We start from the raw sequence: 19,016 nt of genomic DNA on the forward strand, positions 1-19,016 counted from the left end.
GCAGCCCATCGCCACGATGATGCCCGAGGCTTTCACCACCTCTTCGGTGAGAGGCCTGGGGAAGTCCATCAGGCCACCAACTCCGCGGCGGTCGAGTTCCGCCACAACCGTCGCATCCAGCCCCGAGGCCGGGACCGAGCCAGCGGTCCGAACCACCAGACCATCGCCGATCCGTGCGCGGGCCAGCGCGGCAGCGATCTGAGACCGTCCCTGGTTCCGGACACACACGAAGAGCACGCTGTCTGCGACAACACCCGTCTGCGGCTGGCTCAAGGCCCCCAGCCGCTCGGCGGCGAATCGCGCCGCGAGCACGGGCAGGTAGTTGGTGACCGATGCCCGCGACGCGAGCAGCCTGTAGCTGTCCTGCACGAATCTAGACACCGTCGCCCGCTCGAAGGACGCGCCGAAACGCTCGGCCAAGTCGTCGCTGATGCTCTCGAGCACCCGGACATGCTCGGGCGGGGTCAGAACATGGTCCGGCGCGAGTTCGGGCAGCCCTATCGCCGCGCCGCCGAAACGAGCCAGCCCGTCCGCCGTCGGCCTGAAAGGCGCCTCCAGCGGCTCGCCCGCCAACCGGCTCACGATCCCCACATGCTCCATCTCACCGAGGTGGGTGAGAGTGAGCCGGGCGTCGCCCCGAGGACCCGCCAACTCGGTCGCAGACGGCTGCCCGAAAGGTGCGGTCACGATCAAGTGGAGAAGGCTGAGCTGATCGGCATTCGCCATAGTCACGATCTGTTCGCCGCGCCCGTCGGGCGTTGCGCGCTGGCTGCCCATCGCTCTCGCGTCCTCAGCGAAGCAGATCGGCAATGGAGCTCAGGCTGCCCGAGTCGATGGAGTACCAGACTTCGCGCCCCTCCGGTCTGCGATGCAGGATGCCGGCCTCGGTCATCAACTTCAGGTGACGCGACACTGTCGGCTGGCTCACTCCCATTGCCTCCGTGAGATCCGTAACCCTCGCCGACCCGTCAACGCTGTTGTGGATCAAGCTCAGCAGCCGAATGCGCGCGCCGTCAGACACCACCCTGAGGAGCGCTGCAGTGTCCTCCGCCTGCTCCCTGCTGAGCGCCGCACGAAGCACCGAACGACGCCATCGGACGGAGCGTTCGTGCTGCCCCGATCGGGGCGTCGCGGAAGGATTCACGGTGGAAAGCATACGCCAAGACGCATGTGAATCACTTTGTCCATCCTGACGGCATGCCCCACCTTCGTGGGGGCTCTTGCCAGGCTCGCGAGACTGGATCCGCCTGTGGTGAAGTGAAGAGAATCAGTTCGCGCGCGGGTGTAGCTGCTGCTGGGACCAAGGAGGTCGCGTCTCACGCTCAGCAGAGCGTGCATTGCGCCGTGAAACGGAGTGCACGTTGCTCGGGTTGAACGCTCAAGGCGGTAGTTCGGACCGCCTTGAGCTACGTGGCAGTGGAGTGGTCGGAGTGGATTCAGGCTGCGGTGCCGCGTCCCCGACCGACTGCGTGAAGGTGCTGGGTGACGGGGCCGTCGGCTTCGGCGGGCTCGGTGGAGATGTCGAGCCCGAGGGCGCGGTGTGCGGCAGCGATTGGGATTCGGATGAACTTGCCGATCCTCACTGCGGGGATGGTGCCGGCCTCTATGCCGCGGTCGACCGTGCGGGGGTCGCACCCCAGGAGCCTGGCGAGTTCAGCTCGCCGATAGAACAGTCCGTCGGTCATCAGGTTGCCCTCCTGTCCGTGGGCGAGGCTGGAGAATGCTCCATCGCAACATTAAAGCACGAAGCAGCCAGGGACATGCCGAAATAGCGTGCCGAGACTGTTGGCTTGAATGCGGCACCCCTTATGAAAGTGCTGTAGCCCGTTCGTGACTTGACACGTTCACGACAGAGGCATGCTAAATTGCCTCTCATGAGTGGGATCGGGAAGGGACTGCCCGGCGGTACTCGGAGCGCGACGACGCCCGCGGCCAGCCCTGGCATGGGGCCACCGAGGTTCGTTGGGAGCTTGGCTGCTTACTTCCGAACCGGAGAACATGGCAAGCTGGTACGAATCGAAGCGCCCGGCCACGGCCCAGTGAGAGTCGCGCCCGGCCAAGCTCGGAAGGTGACTGGCGCCGCCCGACCTGGGCGGATCGGGTCATCAGTTGCCCGCCTTGGCGATGAGATCCCTGGGCGACAGGCTCATCTCAAGGTCACCTTGTTCATCTTTCAGGTCGAGAGTGGAGGTCTGGTATGCGGTCACGTCGCGGTAGAGACCGTCCCTCTCGGCCAAGGGGCGGAGTTCGAAGCCCGTCTTCCGCTGCATGTAAACGCAGCGGTGTGGCGTCGGCTACGTATCGGTGAACTCGTCGAGGAGGCCATCGAATCCGTGCGATCGATATCGGTCGCTCTGACCTCCAAGCTCCCGTACGACCTTGCCGAGGACGATCCCAAGCTCGCCGACGTCTTCGGGCTCTATCGAGACGTTGCCACGCAGGAGTACGAACGGGCCCGGCCAGGCCCCAAGTCCATCCTGACCGTTGACTTGCTCCGCGAGATCGTGGTACCGGCCTATCTCTCAGGTGGCCGGAAGGGTCTCCAGTCTGTGCAACGAGCGCTCCAGGCGGCGGGCTACCCCGGCAGTGGCCCCAACTTCGACGTCACCAACGATCAGGCGCGGGCGGCGGTGCGAAAGGCTCGGGCACTCAAGATCATTCCGCCAGCCGTACGGAAGGATGACCGATGACCGTGAACCGGAAGAGGAGCAAGCGCCGCCCCGCAGGGCAGGGCACCATCAGCAAGTACACGACGACTCAGGGCGACCGCTACCTGATCAAGTGGCGCAACCCGGATGGAGACACGAAGCTCAGGCGCGGGTACTCCAGCGAGGACGATGCCGCGAGCGCGCTCGGAGACATCCTCACCGACATGCGCCGCGGGGAGTACTCCGAGCCGGCCAAGATCACTCTGCAGGCCTGGATGGAGGAGTGGCTGGACGGACTCCGGGCGAGGGACGGCAAACCGCTGGCCCCGTCGACGATGGCCTCCTACCGCAAGAACGTGCGCCTTCACGTCGTGCCTTACATCGGAAGCGTGACGCTCGACAAGCTCACCGATCAGCGATTGACGAAGCTGTACGCCGACCTTCGAGAGCATGGCCGCCGTGACTACAACCACGGCGGACCGCTCTCCTTCCGCCAGGTCCAGTACGTAGCAGTCCTCATCAAGGCTGCACTCAGATCCGCCGTCAAGAACAAGCGGATTGTCTGGAACCCTGCGGACAGCGCTGTTCTGCCGTACTTCGAGGAGACAGCAATCGATGATCTGGCGGGCGATGTCGAAGTCATCGAGGAGATGTGCACCTGGACGGCCGCTCAACTGTCCGCCTTCCTGTCCTGGGCGTTCGAACACCGAACCGACATTGCTCCGGCCTGGCACACGCTTGCTCTCACAGGCATGCGGCGCGGCGAGCTGCTCGCGCTCAGGTGGAGGGATCTCGATCTCGACAAGGGCGTGATCACCATCAGTCGCTCGCTAACGCCGGTTCGAGTGAAGGGGGAGGGACTTCGACTCATCGAAGGGCGGACGAAGGGCAAGAAGCCGCGACGCGTGGATCTCGACCCCGGCACGGTGGAGATCCTCAAGGCCCACCGGACAGCACGTGGGTCGCTGGCGCTGCAACTCGTCCGGGCGGACGCCTACGTGTTCGCCAACACCGGGGGCGTACGGCTCCACCCAGACCGGTTCACGCGGCGGTTCACCGACTCGCTGGCGAGCTGCTCGAAGAGGCTCGGTACGCATCAGGACGGCTCGGAGGTCGTGCCGCGCATCAGACTTCACGACCTTCGTCACACCTGGGCGACGCTGGCTCTGGCCAACGGCGTTCCGGTGAAGGTCGTCCAGGAGCGGCTGGGGCACGCGACCGTTGGCATCACGATGGACATCTACGCCCACGTCCTGCCCGGCATGCAGTCGGATGCGGCGAGCCTCGTTGCCTCGGTGATCAAGCGCGCCTGACCCGCGAAGTATCACGGGAGTATCACGAGGGCGATTCTGCCCGAAACTACAACCGGCTCACCGTCTCCCACTAGGGGAAACGCTGAGCCGAGTGAGTGTCCGAGAGAGGACTTGAACCTCCACGCCCGATAAAGGGCACTAGCACCTCAAGCTAGCGCGTCTACCTATTCCGCCACCCGGACAGGTGGTGTTGCCCGGTCTCCCGGACAGCCAGAGAAGCATACCCACAAGGGGGCTTCGTTGGCGAAACGGTGGCGCCGGGTCGTGTCCGGGCAGTGGCAGGATGGGCCCATGAACTCCGTCCCCGCCGCGACCGAGGAGGTCGCGAGCCTGTGCAGCGACCTCATCCGCTTCGACACCTCGAACTTCGGCCCCGCGGGGTCCAAGGGCGAGCGGGAGGCGGCGGAGTACGTCGCAGCCCGGCTCGACGAGGTGGGCATCTCCAGCACCCTGCTGGAGTCGGCCCCGCGTCGGACGTCGCTGGTCGCGGAGTGGGCGCCCGAGGGGTGCGACACGTCCCTGCCGCCGCTGCTGATCCACGGCCACACCGACGTCGTGCCGGCCGTGGCGTCCGACTGGCAGGTCGACCCGTTCGCCGGCGAGATCGTCGACGGCCACGTCTGGGGCCGCGGCGCGGTGGACATGAAGGACTTCGACGCGATCATCCTCGCCGTCGTCCGGGAGCGGATGCGTGCCGGCCGCGCTCCGCGACGCCCCGTCCGGCTGGTGTTCACCGCGGACGAGGAGGCCGGCGGCCCGCTCGGTGCCACCTGGCTGGCCAACACCCACCCGGAGCTCGTCGCGGACTGCAGCGAGGCCATCGGCGAGGTCGGCGGGTTCTCCCTCAGCGTGAAGGACAAGCGGCTCTACCTCATCCAGACCGCGGAGAAGGGCCTGGCCTGGCTCGACCTGATCGCCGACGGGACGGCCGGCCACGGGTCGATGCGCAACGACGACAACGCGATCACCTCGCTCGCGCAGGCCGTGAGCGCTGTCGGGTCGTACACCTGGCCGGTGCGCCTGCACCCGGCCCAGCGCCAGTTCCTGGACGCCGTCGAGGACGCCCTGGGCGTCGAGGTGAACGCGGGGGACGCGGAGACCACCCTCGCCCGCCTGGGGTCGATCGCCCGCATGGTCGGCGCCACCATGTCGAACACGGCCAACCCGACGATGCTCGAGGCCGGCTACAAGCACAACGTGATCCCGGGACGGGCCACCGCCGGGATCGACGGCCGCTTCCTGCCCGGCTACGAACAGGAGTTCTACGACACGATCTCCCGCCTCATCGGGGACAGGGTGCGCTACGAGGTGTCGATCTCCGAGGTCGCCGTGGAGACCACCTTCGACGGCGACCTGGTGGACGCGATGTCGGCGAGCCTGCGCACCCAGGACCCCGACGCCGTCCCCGTGCCGTTCATCATGAGCGGCGGCACCGACGCCAAGGCGTGGTCGCGCCTGGGCGTGCGCTGTTTCGGCTTCGCGCCACTCCGGCTCCCCCCGGAACTCGACTTCGTCGCGCTCTTCCACGGCATCGACGAGCGCGTGCCCGTCGAGTCGTTGCAGTTCGGCTGCCGGGTGCTCGACGACTTCCTCGACCGAGCCTGAGGCGGGTCGGGCTCAGGCGGGACGTTCCCCGCGCGCGGCACGGTCCACGATCGACGCGATCCGCGCCGCCTTCGTCTCCGGCCGCCGCGCCAGGGCGATCGAGGCGAGCCCCATCTTCCGCGCGCTCCTCGGGAACGCGTCCCAGGCAGCGCGGGCGGCGGGCACGGCGTCCAGGGCCTCGGTGAGTTCCACGGGCTCCTCCAGCGCGTCCACCGAGTCGTAGACCGTCCACATCCCGTTGGCCTTCGCCCGCTCGATCTCGGCCAGCCCCGACGGCTGGAGCCGGCCCTCGCGCGCCAGCTCGGCGACCCGCGCCTTGTTCGTCGCGGCCCAGGGGCTGTTCGGCTTGCGCCGGGTGAACCACAGCATGGACCGGCGCTCGTCGAGGGGGCTCGACTGGCCGTCCACCCAGCCCCAGCACAGGGCCTCGCGGATGAGCTCCTCGTAGGTCAGCTGCGTCTCGCCGGACGACGCCCGCCAGATCACCACCCACACGCCCGCCCCGCGGTCGTGGTGCGCGGCCAGCCAGTCGTGCCACTCGCCCAGGGAGGCGGGCTGGAACCGCTCCGCGTCAGCCATGGCCATCGGGTGTCTCCTCGCGGCCGTTAGGGGGTGAGCGTGGGCTCGTAGCCCTCGCGCATGGCGTTGGGCCCGCCGGAGACGTCGTCGAGCGCGGCGACGATCTCCGCGGGCAGGTCGGCGTCCTCGCAGGCCAGGTAGGGCTCGAGCTGGGCGACCGTCCGCGCGCCGAGCAGGGGGGCGGTGACCCCGGGGGCGTCCCGCACCCACAGCAGCGCCACCTGTCCGGGGGTCAGGTCGAGGCCGGCGGCAGCGGTCGTCACCGCGTCCACGACCGCCCGCGAGCGCGTCTCCAGGTACGGCTCGACGAACCACGAGAAGTGCTGGGACGCCCCTCGCGAGCCGCGCGGCCGTCCGGTGCGGTACTTGCCGGTGAGGACGCCGCGCCCGATCGGCGACCAGGGGAACAGGCCCATCCCGAACGCCCGGGCGGCCGGGATCACCTCCACCTCGGCCCTGCGGGCGAGCAGGGAGTACTCGACCTGGACAGAACTCAGCGGCGTGCGCCCCGGGAACGCCGCCTGCCAGGTGGCCGCCTGCGCGGTCTGCCAGCCCACGAAGTTGCACACGCCGGCGTAGCGGACGTCCCCCGCGGCGACAGCGGTGTCGATGGCGGCCAGCGACTCCTCCAGGGGCGCCTGGCCCCAGGCGTGGAGCTGCCACAGGTCGAGGTGCTCGGTGCCGAGGCGGCGCAGCGAGCCACGCAGGTCGGAGAGCAGCGCGGTGCGCGAGGTGTCCACGACCCGCTGGCCGTCCCGGATGCCGAAGCCTGCCTTGCTGGCCAGCACGAGGTCGTCGCGCTGCACGTCGCCGGCGCGCAGCATCCGTCCGATCATGCGCTCGGCGTCCCCCGCGGCGTACGCGGCGGCGGTGTCCACCAGGCTCCCACCCGCGGCGACGAAGGACCGCAGCAGGGGACGGGCGTCCTCCAGCCGGGTCTCGCGACCCCAGGTGAGGGTGCCCAGGCCGAGCCTGGACACCTGCAGGCCGCTGTGGCCGACCGACCGTCGCTGCATCCGCGCGTCCCCTACGGTTGCAGGACCCCGCCCAGCAGCAGCCCGGCGACGAGCGCCGCCAGCCCCAGCCGGTACCAGACGAAGATCGAGAAGCTGTGCTTGCTGACGTACTTCAGCAGCCAGTGGATGACGGCCAGGCCGATCCCGAAGGCGATCACGGTGGCCACGATCGTGGGCCCCCACGAGAGGTTCGGGTCGTCGGGGATGTCCTTGAGCTTGAACAGCCCGGAGATGAAGACCGCGGGGACGGCGAGCAGGAACGCGTACCGGGTGGCGGCCTCGCGCTTGTAGCCGAGGAACAGCCCGCCGGCGATGGTGGCGCCCGAGCGGGAGACGCCGGGGATCAGGGCCAGCGCCTGGGCGAAGCCGAGCGCGATGCCGTCCAGCCAGGTGAGCTGGGTGAGCTCGTACCGGTTCCGGGCGACGCGGTCGGCGATCCAGAGCACGATGCCCACGCCGGCGAGCATGGCGACGGTGATCCACAGGTTGCGCAGGCTGGTGCCGATCGCGTCCTCGAACAGCAGGCCCAGGATGCCGATCGGGATCGAACCGATGATCACCAGCCAGCCGATCCGGGCGTCGGGGTCTTCGCGCGGGACGCGTCCCACCAGCGACCCCGACCAGCGGGCGATGATGCGTCCGATGTCCTTGGCGAAGTAGACGATGACGGCGGTCTCCGTACCCAGCTGGCTCACCGCAGTGAACGCCGCACCGGGGTCGTGTCCGCCGAAGAACAGCTGTCCGACGATCGACTGGTGCGCACTGGAGGAGATCGGGAGAAACTCGGTCAAACCCTGGACGATGCCCAGCACGATCGCTTCCAACCAACCCATTCGGTTCCCCTTCCGGCTCGCAGCACACCCTAACCGGTGCCCGGTAGGCTGCGGCCCATGCGTGCGTGGGTGACCCCCGAACCGCCGGTGCTGCCGGGCTCCGGAAGCGGTCGCGTCCTGCTCCACGACAGCGTGACCGGGATGCTGCAACCGGCCGGCCCGCTGACCGGAGAGGCACGGCTGTACGCCTGCGGGATCACGCCCTACGACGCGACACACCTCGGCCACGCCGCGACCTACGTCGCGGTCGACCTGCTCAACCGCGCCTGGCGGGACGCGGGGCTGCGGGTGCGCTTCGCGCAGAACGTCACCGACGTGGACGACCCGCTCCTGGAGCGTGCAGCGGCGACCGGCGTCGACTGGGTCGGCTTGGCCGACGAGCAGATCGAGCTGTACCGCACGGACATGGCGGCCCTGCGGGTGCTGCCGCCGGACCAACTCACCGGGGTGGTGGAGAGCCTTGAGACGGTCACCGACCTGATCGCCGTGCTCCGGGACGAACAGGCTGTCTACCAGGTGCCCGATCCGGTGTACCCGGACTGGTACTTCTCCGTGACGCGGGCGAGCAACTTGATGGCCGGCACCGGGATCTCGGTGGTGGAGGCCGAGCAGGTGTTCGCCGAGCGCGGCGGCGACCCGGAGCGTCCCGGCAAGCGGCACCGGCTCGACTGCCTCGTGTGGCGGCAGGCGCGTCCCGGCGAGCCCGCGTGGGACTCCTGGCTCGGGCGTGGACGACCGGGGTGGCACGTCGAGTGCACCGCGATCGCGCTCGACGCGCTGGGCCCCGAGTTCGACGTGCAGGCCGGCGGCCGCGACCTCGCCTTCCCGCACCACCCGATGTGCGCCGCGGAGGCCCGGGTTGCCACCGGGCGGCCGATGGCGAAGGTCTTCCTGCACACCGGGATGGTGGGCCTGGATGGCGAGAAGATGAGCAAGTCGCTGGGCAACCTGGTGTTCGTCCGTCGCCTGCTGGACGACGGGGTGGACCCGATGGCCGTTCGGCTCGTGCTGCTCGCCCACCACTACCGCGCCGACTGGGAGTACACGCCGGAGGTGCTCGCCGTGGCACAGGAGCGCCTGCGCCGCTGGCGCGGCGCAACGTCCGCGTCCGCCGGAGCCGACGCGACCGCAACGCTGGACGCCGTCCGTGCCGCGCTCCGCAATGACCTCAACGCCCCCGCGGCCCTGGCCGCCATCGACGCCTGGGCCGCAGCCGGCGGCGACGACCCGTCCGCGCCGGCGCTGGTGGCCGAGGTCGCCGACGCGCTCCTCGGCATCCGCCTCTGACGCGGGGCCGCAGCGCTCTGCACCGTCGTTTCCGGTCTCCGTCCTCGTGGAGGGCCGTTCTCGTGCTGGCCCGGCGCCTGACGTCGTGGGCCAGCCGTCCAGGGCCAGCCTTCCGTGTCGAGGGCCAGCCTTCCGTGTCGAGGGCCAGTTCCCCGTGTCGAGGGCCAGCGTTCCTGCCGAGGACCAGCCCCTGCGCGCTGGCTCTCGGCCGTAAGGCTGGTCCTCGGTGGGACGGGGCGGTCCGGGCGATCTGTACACGTCCTGGAGCGCGGGAGCCGGCCGCGCGAGCGGCGGTCTCCATTCAGGGGCCGCCTCCGTTCGGCGTCGCAGGTGTCGGGACGCCCGATCGCCCGTTTGGAGGGGCCAGCCGTCGGTGTGCGGCGAGCACCCTTGGTGCTGCGGGCCGCACCCTCCGTGTTGAGGGCCAGCCCTCCGCGTTGAGGGCCAGACTTCCGCGCTGAGGGCCAGCGTTGATGCCGAGGGCCAGCCCCTGTGTACTGGCCCTCGACCGTAAGGCTGGCCCTCGGCGCTGGGGAGCGCGAGTCGCTGGGGAGCGCGAGGCGCTGGGGAGCGTGAGGCGCCGGTGGGCGGGGTGGGGCGGTCCGGCGGCCTGCCGCGCTGGACCCCGGCGGCCTGCCGCGCTGGACCCGGGCGGCCCGCGCGCGGGACCCGGGCGGCCCGCCGCGCTGGCCTGGGCGGCCCACCGCGCTGGATCCGAGCCGCCCGCCGTGCTGGACCGCGGCTGCCTCTCCCACGCGGGCACCGGTAGGCTGACCGGTCGTGAGCAAAACCTTCGATGACCTGTTCGCCGAGTTGCGGCACCGGGCGGCGACGCGCCCGGAGGGCTCCGGGACGGTCCGCGCCCTCGACGCGGGCGTCCATGCGATCGGCAAGAAGGTCGTCGAGGAGGCCGCGGAGGTCTGGATGGCGGCCGAGTACCAGGGCAAGGCCGAGGCCGCGGAGGAGATCAGCCAGCTGCTGTACCACCTCCAGGTGCTGATGATCGCGCTCGGCCTCGACCTCGAAGACGTCTACGAATACCTGTGAACGGAACAGCGGTGAACGGATCCGACCTGCTCAAGATCGCGGTGCCCAACAAGGGCTCCCTCGCCGAGGCTGCCACCGGCATGCTCCGCGAGGCGGGCTACCGGCAGCGCCACGACGCCAAGGAACTGGTGCTCGTCGACGACGCCAACGGGGTCGAGTTCTACTACCTCCGCCCCCGTGACATCGCCGTGTACGTGGGGGAGGGCACCCTCGACCTCGGCATCACCGGACGCGACATGCTGCTCGACTCCGGGGCGGAGGCCGAGGAGGTGATGGCGCTGGGCTTCGGCGGCACCCGGTTCCGGTTCGCCGCCCCCGGAGGCTCGGGGATGCAGGTCGCCGACCTCGCCGGGCTGCGCATCGCCACCTCCTACCCGGGGCTGGTCCGCACCTACCTGGAGAGCCACGGCGTGTCGGCGCGGCTGATCCACCTCGACGGGGCAGTGGAGAGCTCGGTGCGGCTGGGTGTCGCCGACGTCGTGGCCGATGTCGTCGAGACGGGGACGACGCTGAAGCGAGCCGGGCTGGAGCTCTTCGGCGACGCGATCCTGGAGTCCGAGGCGATCCTGATCCACCGCAGCGGCGGCGTCCCTCCGGCCGGGCTGGACCTGCTCCAGCGCCGCCTGAACGGCGTGATCACGGCGCGCGACTACCTGATGGTCGACTACAACGTGCCCCGCGAGCTGCTGGACGCCGCGTGCCGCGTCACCCCCGGGCTGGACGCGCCGACGGTCTCCCCGCTGGCCAAGGACGGCTGGGTCGCCGTGCGCGCGATGATCCCGGCGAAGGAGGCCCAGCAGATCATGGACTCCCTGTGGGACACCGGCGCGGACGCCATCCTGGTCACCAGCATCCACGCCTGCCGCCTGTAGCCGTGTCCACGCTCGGCCGTCCCAGCGCGGCGTACTCCGGTGACCGGGGCGACCCGGATCCGCAGCTCCGCGCGCTGCTGGCCGGCGCCGGCGACCACGAGGGGTACCTCACCGCCGTGGCTGCTCTGTGCACGGCCCGCTTCCTGCTCCCGGTGGTCGCCGTCGGCGACGACGGCGGGGACGGGCCCGACCCGACCCGGCACGCCCAGCTCCAGGCCGCCCAGCTCGTCGCGGCCGATGGACGGACGGCGCTGCCGGCGTTCACCGGGCTGGACGCCCTGACCGCCTGGAAGGCCGACGCCCGGCCGGTGCCGTGCCGCCTGGACGAGCTCGCCGCGTCCGCGGTCGAGCAGGGCTCGGTCGCCGTGCTGGTCGACGTCGCCGGGCCACACCCGCTGGTGATCGAGGGCGAACTGCTGGCAGAACTGGCACGCGGGCGGCGCATTGTCCGCCTCGACGACGGTGGCTGGGGGTGGCTGTACGCCGCCGATTCGTCGCCCGAGGCCTCCAACGGCTAGACTGGCCGGGATCGACTGCGCCGTGAGGTGGCAGTCCGCACAAGTGGAGTCCTGAACTCCCACCTGATCGCCCCCGGTGACAGGTCGGTACGCGCGAGGCGGTGCCACGGCACCGTCCGTCCTTCAGGGTCTCCGCATGCGCGGGGGCCCCTTTTCGTGTGCAGCCGGTCGGCAGACGAACACCAGCCTTGGAGGACACATCAGCACTGAACCGCGGATCAACGATCGCATCCACGTCAACGAGGTGCGCCTGGTCGGCCCTGCCGGCGAACAGGTGGGCATCGTGCGGATCGAGGACGCCCTGCGCCTGGCGCGGGAGGCAGATCTCGACCTGGTCGAGGTGGCCCCGATGGCCCGCCCGCCGGTCGCGAAGTTGATGGACTACGGCAAGTTCAAGTACGAGGCGGCCCAGAAGGCCCGCGAGTCGCGGCGCAACCAGACCAACACGGTGATCAAGGAGATGAAGCTCCGCCCCAAGATCGACTCCCACGACTACGAGACCAAGAAGGGTCACGTCGTGCGGTTCCTGAAGGCCGGGGACAAGGTCAAGATCACCATCATGTTCCGCGGACGCGAGCAGAGCCGGCCCGAACTGGGCTTCAACCTGCTGAAGAAGCTCGCCGACGACGTCGCCGAGGACGGCTTCATCGAGTCGGCCCCGAAGCAGGACGGCCGCAACATGCTGATGGTGCTCTCGCCGACGCGGAAGAAGACCGAGGCCAAGGTCGAGGTCGAGGCGGCGAAGGCCGCCAAGGCGGCCACCCGGGCCGCCGCCGCCGAGGCCGAGCGCCAGCAGGAGGCGGAACTGAGGGCGGCCGCAGCTGCGGCGGCCCAGCCGAAGAAGAAGCGGGGTCCGGCGGACAACATGGACCCGGACATCGACCTGTAGGAAGAAAGAGTAAGGACACACGCTATGCCGAAGATGAAGACCCACTCGGGTGCCAAGAAGCGCTTCCGGCTCACCGGCTCGGGCAAGGTCATGCACCGCCAGGCCGGCAAGATGCACCTCAACGAGCACAAGCCGACCAGCCAGACCCGTCGTCTCGACGGCGACAAGGTGGTGGCCAAGGGCGACGCCAAGAAGGCGCGTCGTCTCCTCGGCAGCTACAAGGCCAAGTGACGTCCAACCCCGATACGAAGACTGAGGAGTAACCCTTATGGCACGCGTGAAGCGTTCCGTCAACGCGCAGAAGAAGCGTCGTGAGGTCCTGGACGCCGCCTCCGGCTACCGGGGCCAGCGTTCCCGGCTGTACCGCAAGGCCAAGGAACAGCTGCTGCATTCCTACACCTACGCCTACCGTGACCGTCGCGCCCGCAAGGGCGACTTCCGGTCGCTGTGGATCCAGCGGATCAACGCGGCCTGCCGCGCAGAGGGCATGACCTACAACCGCTTCATCAGCGGCCTGAAGACCGCCGGCGTCGAGGTGGACCGCAAGATCCTCGCCGAGCTGGCCGTGAACGACAGCGGGGCGTTCGCCGCGCTCGTCGAGATCGCCAAGGCCAACCAGCCGGTCCAGGCCGCCTGAGCCCACCCTTTCGGACGGCCGGGCCCACTTTCGGGCCCGGCCGATCCACTCCCCACTCGCCGAGGTGGAAGACGATGAGCGTCGCACCGATTGAACTCCCCGAGCCCTCACAGGCCGTCCTGAGGGCGGCCCGGGCACTGCAGCGCCGGCAGGAGCGCAAGGAGACCGGCCTGTTCCTGGTGGAGGGCCGGCAGGCCGTCCGCGAGGCCCTGCGGCTCCCCGGGGTGGTGGACGCCGTGTTCTTCCGCTGGGCATCGGCGATGGACAACATCGACCTGTTCGAGATGGCCAGGGACGCCGGCGTCGCCTACTACGGCGTGAGCGAGCAGAACCTCGCCACGCTGACCGACACCGTGACCCCGCAGGGCGTCGTCGCGGTCGCGCGGGCGATCGACGTGCCGCTGAAGACCGTCCTGGGCAAGAAGCCCAGGAAGGAAGACAAGCCCAAGAAGAAGCACCGCCGCAAGGACGTGTCGCTGGTCGTGATCTGCGCCCAGGTGCGCGACCCGGGCAATGCCGGGACGGTGATCCGCTGTGCCGACGCGTTCGGGGCGGACGCCGTCATCCTCAGCTCCGACTCGGTCGAGGTGTACAACCCCAAGGTCGTCCGGGCGAGCGTGGGGAGCATCTTCCACCTGCCGATCGTGGTGGGTGCCGACCTGGGTGAGGCGATCGAGGCCTGCCGCGCGGCGGGGATGCAGATCTTCGCCACCGACGGTGCCGCGGGCACGGACCTGACCGACCTGGACGCCGACCTGGACAAGCCGACCGCCTGGGTGATGGGCAACGAGTCCTGGGGCCTGCCCGTCGAACACCTGGCCCTGGCCGACCACACCGTGGCCGTGCCCATCTACGGACAGGCGGAGAGCCTTAATCTGGCCACGGCGGCGGCAGTGTGCCTGTACGCCAGTGCCAGCGCGCAGCGCGCGTCCAACTGACCCGAAGGAAACCGATCACCGTGCCTGGAGACCAACCGGCCGACCTCTCCCAGACCGCGATCGACGCCGTGGTCGCCGACGCCCTGGGGGCCTTCGCCGCCGCGTCCACGAGCGCGGAGCTGAAGGAGGCGAGGCTCGCCCACGTCGGCGAGCGTTCGCCGCTCGCCCTGGCCAACCGCGCCATCGGGACGCTGCCCGGCCCCGAGCGCAAGGACGCCGGCCAGCGCCTCGGCGCGGCCCGCGCCGCGGTGAACGCCGCCCTCGCCGAGAGGGAGGCGGGGATCGGCGCCGCAGAGCTCACGCAGCGCCTGGCGGCCGAGCGGATCGACGTCACGCTGCCGGTCGAGCTCGCCCCCGAGGGTGCCCCGCACCCGATCACCGCGCTGATGGACCTGATGGGCGACGTGTTCGTCGCGATGGGCTGGGAGATCGCCGAGGGCCCGGAGGCCGAGGGGGAGTGGCTGAACTTCGACGCGCTCAACATCGGTCCCGACCACCCGGCGCGCGGCACCACCGACACCCTGTTCGTCGCGCCGCTGGAGAACCACATCGTGCTGCGCACGCACACGTCACCGGTGCAGATCCGCTCGATGCTCGACCGTCCCCTGCCGATCTACGTCGTCTGCCCGGGGAAGGTGTACCGGGCCGACGAGTTCGACGCCACCCACGTGCCGGTGTTCCACCAGATCGAGGGCCTGGTGGTCGACAAGGGCATCTCGCTTGCCCACCTGAAGGGCACGCTCGACCACCTCGCCCGCTCGATGTTCGGTGACGGCATCGAGACGAGGATGCGCCCGCACTACTTCCCGTTCACGGAGCCGTCGGCCGAGGTCGACCTGAAGTGCTTCGTGTGCCGGGGCGAGTCGGTCGGCAACCCGGACGCCCCGTGCCGAACCTGCAAGTCGCAGGGCTGGATCGAGTGGGGCGGCTGCGGCGTGGTGAACCCGCGGGTGCTCGCCGCGTGCGGCATCGACACCGACACCTACTCCGGCTTCGCGTTCGGCATGGGCATCGAGCGGACGCTGATGTTCCGCAACAACGCCGCCGACATGCGCGACATGGTCGAGGGAGACGTACGGTTCAGCCGCTCACTGAAGGGGATGGCACGATGAGGGCGCCGCTGAGCTGGCTGGCAGAGCACGTCGACCTGCCGGAGGGCCTGACCGGACGCGCGCTCGGCGAGGTGCTGATCCGCGCGGGCCTCGAGGTGGAGCGCGTCGAGGAGCTCGGCTCCGACGTCACCGGGCCGGTCGTGGTCGGCCGCGTCCTCGCCTACGTCGACGAGCCGCAGAAGAACGGCAAGACGATCCGCTGGGTGCAGGTCGACGTGGGCCCCGGGCACAACGAGCCGCACCCCGACCACCCGCAGGGCTGCCGCAGCGTGGTCTGCGGTGCGCACAACTTCGCCGTCGGCGACCTGGTGGTCGTCTCGCTCCCCGGTGCGGGGCTGGCCGGCGGGTTCGCGATCGCCGCCCGCAAGACCTACGGCCACACCTCCGACGGCATGATCTGCGCCGAGGACGAACTCGGCATCGGCCACGACCACACCGGCATCATCGTGCTGCCGCCGGTCGACGACCACGGCCGCGCCCTCGAACCGGGAGACGACCCGGCGGACGTCCTGCACCTGCGCGACGACGTGCTCGAGATCGACGTGAGCCCCGACATCGGCTACTGCCTCAGCATCCGGGGCCTGGCGCGCGAGGCGGGCCAGAATCTGGGCGTCCGGTTCACCGACGTGGTCGCCCGGACGACGCCCACCACCCGGGTGGACGGCTACCCCGTCCGGCTGGACGACGACGCGTGCCCGCTCTTCGTGGCCCTCGGCGTGTCCGGGATCGACCCGTCGCGCCCCACCCCGCGCTGGATGGCCCGCCGCCTGGTGATGGCGGGCATGCGCTCGATCTCGCTGGCCGTCGACATCACCAACTACGTGATGCTCGAGACCGGTCAGCCCCTCCACGCCTACGACGCGTCGCTGCTGAAGGGCGAGATCGTCGTGCGCAAGGCGCGGGCGGGGGAGAGCCTGGTCACCCTGGACGACGTCACCCGGGCGCTCGACCCCGACGACCTGCTGATCACCGACGACACCGGTCCGATCGGGCTCGCCGGTGTGATGGGTGGGCAGTCGACGGAGCTGCGCGGGACCACCACGGAGGTGGTGATCGAGGCGGCCTCCTTCGACCCGACGACGATCTCGCGCACCCTGCGCCGTCACAACCTGCCCTCGGAGGCGTCCAAGCGGTTCCACCGCGGCGTCGACCCGGCCGCGGCGTACAGCGCCGCGCATCTGGCGGCCCGGCTGCTGGTCGAGCTGGCCGGCGGCACGCTGTCGGCGGCGGAGACCGTCGCCGGCGCGGTGCCCGCGATGCCGTCCCAGGCCATCGACGCGGACCTGCCCTCGAGGATCCTGGGCCTTCCGGTCTCCCGCGAGCGGGTGGTGGAGATCCTGCGGGCCAGCGGCTGTGACGTCGAGATCGACGGCGACCGGCTGAGCATGGTGCCGCCGACATGGCGTCCCGACCTGCGCGACCCCTACGACTACGTGGAGGAGGTCGGTCGCAAGATCGGCTTCGACAAGCTGCCCTCGATCGTGCCGCCGGCACCGGTGGGGCGTGGCCTCACCGCGGACCAGCGCGCTCGCCGGGCGATCGGCTCCCGCGTGGCCGCCGGCGGCTTCGTCGAGGTGCTGACGTTCCCGTTCGCCTCGGTCGAGGACCTCGACAGGATGGGCGTGCCGGACGACGACCGGCGCCGGGCGCTCGTGCGCCTGGCCAACCCGCTCGCCGAGACCGCGCCCTTCCTGCGCACCTCGATCCTGCCCGGGCTGTTCGCTGCCGTGGGACGCAACACCTCGCGCGGCAACGACGACCTCGCCCTCTACGAGGCGGGACGGGTGTTCTTCGCCGGCTCCGGTGCGGCCACCCCCATCCCGTCGGTCGCCGGGCGCCCCTCCGCCGACGAGCTCGCGGCGATCGAGGCGGCCCTGCCAGTGCAGCCGCGCCACCTCGCGGCCGTGCTCTGCGGCCAGTGGCGACGCGCCGGGTGGCAGGGCGAGGCGGTCGAGGCGGGCTGGGCCCAGTCGTTCGCCTTCGCCGACCAGGCCGCCGCTGCCCTCGGAGCGACGCTGGAGCGCCGGCCCGCAGACCAGGCGCCCTGGCACCCCGGCCGCTGTGCCGCGCTCGTCCTGGGAGGCGAGGTCGTCGGGCACGCCGGCGAACTCCACCCCGCGGTGGTGCGTGCCTTCGGTCTTCCGGCGCGGACCGCGGCGGTCGAGCTCGACCTCGACGCACTCGTCCGGCTCGCGCCCGGCACGGGCTCCATCCTCCCGGTCTCCGGGCACCCGGTGGCCAAGGAGGACGTCGCCCTCGTCGTCGCCGACGGTGTCTGCGCCGGTGACGTCCGGCAGGCGCTGGTGGAGGGGGCAGGAGACCTGCTGGAGTCGATCAGCCTGTTCGACGTGTTCACCGGCGGCCAGGTGCCGCCCGGTCACCGCTCGCTGGCCTTCGCCCTCCGCTTCCGGGCCCCGGACCGCACCCTGACCGACGCGGAGACGGCGGCAGCGCGCGACGCGGCCGTGAGCCTGGCTGCCGAACGGTGCGGGGCCGTGCTGCGGGACTTCTAGCCACCGGTACCGACGGCGCGAGCGCCTCCTGCGGGAGGGCTTGCGCCGTCTGCGTGTCCGGGGGTCCCGACGGCCCCGTCGTGGCGCCCTGGGGGCGGGCCACCACCGGGCACAGCTGCGCCACAGAATTCGGCGATCGTCACCCACGCGAGTGACCACCGATAATTCGGTGGCGTCCCCCCACAGGTGACAACCCATTTTCGAGAACGTCCCCCAATGGGTGACAGCCCACATATTCACAACGTCCCCGCGCGGGTGACAATAGCATTTCACAGAATGTCATCCGGGGGGGTGACACCGACCCCTCACGGGTGACCCTCTAGCGAGTGACAAGGGGTTTTGGGCCTCAGGGACCGGTCGCGCTCAGGGTTTAACCACGATCAATACAAGGGCCCTGCGAGGCCATCAAAGTTGGGTTCGAAGTTGTTGTGTGAATGATTCGCTGGTTAATCTCTAACCACTCATCCGACATTGGGGATATCACGAAAGGGTACGACAAGTGAGCAACACCACCACCGAGACCAAGCGGCAGGGGAGCCGCAAGGTCGCAGCCATCCTCGCGGGGGGCCTCGTCCTCGGCGTGGGCACCATGGCGACGCTGGCCTCCTGGAACGACTCGGAGTACGCCAACGCGACGTTCACCGCCGGCTACTTCAACCTCGAGGGTGCCGTCGACGCCAGCCAGGCGAGCTTCTCGCAGCACTCGACCAGCGGCGCCGCCGGGGCACTGAGCTTCACCGCCCCCTTCAACAACCTGACCCCGACCGACGTCGTCGCCGCGCCGTACGCGCTCCGGCTCGCCGCCGGCACCACCAACAACGCGCAGGTGAACCTGGTGGCCTCCACCAACACCGGCACCGTCACCAACCTGACCTACGAGGTCGTGAAGACCGCCACCGCGGGCTGCACCACCAGCACCACCGGCACCACGGTCGTCCCGGCCGGCACCGCGATCAGCTCCGTGACCGGCGCCTCGTCCTTCACCCTCGCCATGGGTTCGCCGACCACGACTGCCGGCGCCCCCGCCTACCTGTGCTTCAAGGTGACCGCCGGCAGCGGCCTCGCCCAGAGCCAGACCGGCAGCGTCACCTGGCAGTTCCAGGCCGTCTCGCAGTAACACCGGCCGACCCGAAGTAGCCCCTATCCCGGACTCCCGGTCAGGTTCGCCGCCGCGAACCTGACCGGGCTTCGGCCAAACAGAGGAACCCC

19 protein-coding genes, 1 tRNA gene and 1 pseudogene are annotated in these 19,016 nt (G+C 70.2%); 14 read left to right on the forward strand and 7 right to left on the reverse strand.

Annotation, left to right across the window (positions count from 1 at the left end):
• Positions 1-9: 9 nt before the first annotated feature.
• The 3 genes and pseudogenes from ACFQQJ_RS06850 to ACFQQJ_RS06860 form a co-directional block, all read right to left on the reverse strand.
• A pseudogene (locus tag ACFQQJ_RS06850) lies at positions 10-777 on the reverse strand (three-helix bundle dimerization domain-containing protein); the annotation flags it as partial.
• Positions 778-790: 13 nt separating this feature from the next.
• Positions 791-1,156: an ArsR/SmtB family transcription factor gene (locus ACFQQJ_RS06855; protein WP_377105238.1), complete on the reverse strand. Its 366-nt coding sequence runs from the start codon at positions 1,154-1,156 to the stop codon at positions 791-793.
• A 280-nt stretch (positions 1,157-1,436) separates the two neighbouring features.
• Positions 1,437-1,685 (reverse strand): helix-turn-helix domain-containing protein, encoded by a 249-nt coding sequence (locus ACFQQJ_RS06860; RefSeq protein WP_377105239.1) that lies wholly within the window; start codon positions 1,683-1,685, stop codon positions 1,437-1,439.
• Between the two features lie 477 nt (positions 1,686-2,162).
• Between ACFQQJ_RS06860 and ACFQQJ_RS06865 the strand changes: the two genes are divergently transcribed.
• The gene (locus ACFQQJ_RS06865) at positions 2,163-2,690 is read left to right on the forward strand and encodes a hypothetical protein (RefSeq protein WP_377105240.1); all 528 of its coding nucleotides are present in this window, start codon (positions 2,163-2,165) and stop codon (positions 2,688-2,690) included.
• Positions 2,687-3,961 (forward strand): tyrosine-type recombinase/integrase, encoded by a 1,275-nt coding sequence (locus ACFQQJ_RS06870; protein WP_377105241.1) that lies wholly within the window; start codon positions 2,687-2,689, stop codon positions 3,959-3,961. Before ACFQQJ_RS06865 ends, ACFQQJ_RS06870 begins: the two co-directional genes overlap by 4 nt.
• 96 nt (positions 3,962-4,057) lie before the next feature.
• Here ACFQQJ_RS06870 and ACFQQJ_RS06875 read toward each other — a convergent pair.
• Positions 4,058-4,143 (reverse strand) — tRNA-Leu (locus ACFQQJ_RS06875).
• Between the two features lie 109 nt (positions 4,144-4,252).
• Here ACFQQJ_RS06875 and ACFQQJ_RS06880 point away from each other — a divergent pair.
• On the forward strand, positions 4,253-5,566 hold the full coding sequence (locus ACFQQJ_RS06880; protein WP_377105242.1) for a M20/M25/M40 family metallo-hydrolase: 1,314 nt from the start codon (positions 4,253-4,255) through the stop codon (positions 5,564-5,566).
• 12 nt (positions 5,567-5,578) lie between these two features.
• Here ACFQQJ_RS06880 and ACFQQJ_RS06885 read toward each other — a convergent pair whose 3' ends face one another.
• From ACFQQJ_RS06885 to ACFQQJ_RS06895, 3 genes are read right to left on the reverse strand one after another with little or no spacing between them, the layout of a single operon-like run.
• A complete protein-coding gene (locus ACFQQJ_RS06885) occupies positions 5,579-6,151 on the reverse strand; it encodes a YdeI family protein (protein ID WP_377105243.1) in 573 nt (190 codons plus the stop codon).
• A 20-nt stretch (positions 6,152-6,171) separates the two neighbouring features.
• The gene (locus tag ACFQQJ_RS06890) at positions 6,172-7,161 is read right to left on the reverse strand and encodes an aldo/keto reductase (protein WP_377105244.1); all 990 of its coding nucleotides are present in this window, start codon (positions 7,159-7,161) and stop codon (positions 6,172-6,174) included.
• An 11-nt stretch (positions 7,162-7,172) separates the two neighbouring features.
• A complete protein-coding gene (locus tag ACFQQJ_RS06895) occupies positions 7,173-7,994 on the reverse strand; it encodes an undecaprenyl-diphosphate phosphatase (protein WP_377105245.1) in 822 nt (273 codons plus the stop codon).
• Positions 7,995-8,051: 57 nt separating this feature from the next.
• On the opposite strand from ACFQQJ_RS06895, the gene mshC reads away from it, so the two are divergent.
• The 11 genes from mshC to ACFQQJ_RS06950 all read left to right on the forward strand — a co-directional run bounded on the left by mshC (position 8,052) and on the right by ACFQQJ_RS06950 (position 18,924).
• Positions 8,052-9,281 carry a cysteine--1-D-myo-inosityl 2-amino-2-deoxy-alpha-D-glucopyranoside ligase gene (gene mshC, locus ACFQQJ_RS06900; protein WP_377105246.1) on the forward strand — a complete coding sequence of 410 codons (1,230 nt, stop codon included), beginning with the start codon at positions 8,052-8,054 and terminating at the stop codon, positions 9,279-9,281.
• Positions 9,282-10,061: 780 nt separating this feature from the next.
• Positions 10,062-10,328 carry a phosphoribosyl-ATP diphosphatase gene (locus tag ACFQQJ_RS06905; RefSeq protein ID WP_377105247.1) on the forward strand — a complete coding sequence of 89 codons (267 nt, stop codon included), beginning with the start codon at positions 10,062-10,064 and terminating at the stop codon, positions 10,326-10,328.
• Positions 10,329-10,339: 11 nt separating this feature from the next.
• Positions 10,340-11,200 carry an ATP phosphoribosyltransferase gene (gene hisG, locus ACFQQJ_RS06910; RefSeq protein ID WP_377105248.1) on the forward strand — a complete coding sequence of 287 codons (861 nt, stop codon included), beginning with the start codon at positions 10,340-10,342 and terminating at the stop codon, positions 11,198-11,200.
• Positions 11,201-11,202: 2 nt separating this feature from the next.
• Positions 11,203-11,718: an SseB family protein gene (locus tag ACFQQJ_RS06915; RefSeq protein WP_377105249.1), complete on the forward strand. Its 516-nt coding sequence runs from the start codon at positions 11,203-11,205 to the stop codon at positions 11,716-11,718.
• A gap of 136 nt (positions 11,719-11,854) precedes the next feature.
• Positions 11,855-12,607: a translation initiation factor IF-3 gene (gene infC, locus ACFQQJ_RS06920; RefSeq protein ID WP_377105250.1), complete on the forward strand. Its 753-nt coding sequence runs from the start codon at positions 11,855-11,857 to the stop codon at positions 12,605-12,607.
• 24 nt (positions 12,608-12,631) lie between these two features.
• On the forward strand, positions 12,632-12,838 hold the full coding sequence (rpmI, locus tag ACFQQJ_RS06925; protein ID WP_377105251.1) for a 50S ribosomal protein L35: 207 nt from the start codon (positions 12,632-12,634) through the stop codon (positions 12,836-12,838).
• A gap of 37 nt (positions 12,839-12,875) precedes the next feature.
• Positions 12,876-13,244 (forward strand): 50S ribosomal protein L20, encoded by a 369-nt coding sequence (rplT, locus tag ACFQQJ_RS06930; protein ID WP_377105252.1) that lies wholly within the window; start codon positions 12,876-12,878, stop codon positions 13,242-13,244.
• 74 nt (positions 13,245-13,318) lie between these two features.
• Positions 13,319-14,182: a TrmH family RNA methyltransferase gene (locus ACFQQJ_RS06935; RefSeq protein ID WP_377105253.1), complete on the forward strand. Its 864-nt coding sequence runs from the start codon at positions 13,319-13,321 to the stop codon at positions 14,180-14,182.
• Positions 14,183-14,202: 20 nt separating this feature from the next.
• The gene (gene pheS / locus ACFQQJ_RS06940) at positions 14,203-15,294 is read left to right on the forward strand and encodes a phenylalanine--tRNA ligase subunit alpha (RefSeq protein ID WP_377105254.1); all 1,092 of its coding nucleotides are present in this window, start codon (positions 14,203-14,205) and stop codon (positions 15,292-15,294) included.
• Positions 15,291-17,807, forward strand: a complete 2,517-nt coding sequence (gene pheT / locus ACFQQJ_RS06945) for a phenylalanine--tRNA ligase subunit beta (RefSeq protein WP_377105255.1) — start codon at positions 15,291-15,293, stop codon at positions 17,805-17,807. The genes pheS and pheT overlap by 4 nt, the downstream gene beginning before the upstream one ends.
• Positions 17,808-18,306: 499 nt before the next feature.
• Positions 18,307-18,924, forward strand: a complete 618-nt coding sequence (locus ACFQQJ_RS06950) for a SipW-dependent-type signal peptide-containing protein (RefSeq protein ID WP_377105256.1) — start codon at positions 18,307-18,309, stop codon at positions 18,922-18,924.
• Positions 18,925-19,016 lie beyond the last annotated feature (92 nt).

The organism is Propionicimonas sp. T2.31MG-18, from assembly GCF_964266745.1.
In the GTDB taxonomy this organism is placed as follows: Bacteria; Actinomycetota; Actinomycetes; order Propionibacteriales; family Propionibacteriaceae; genus Propionicimonas.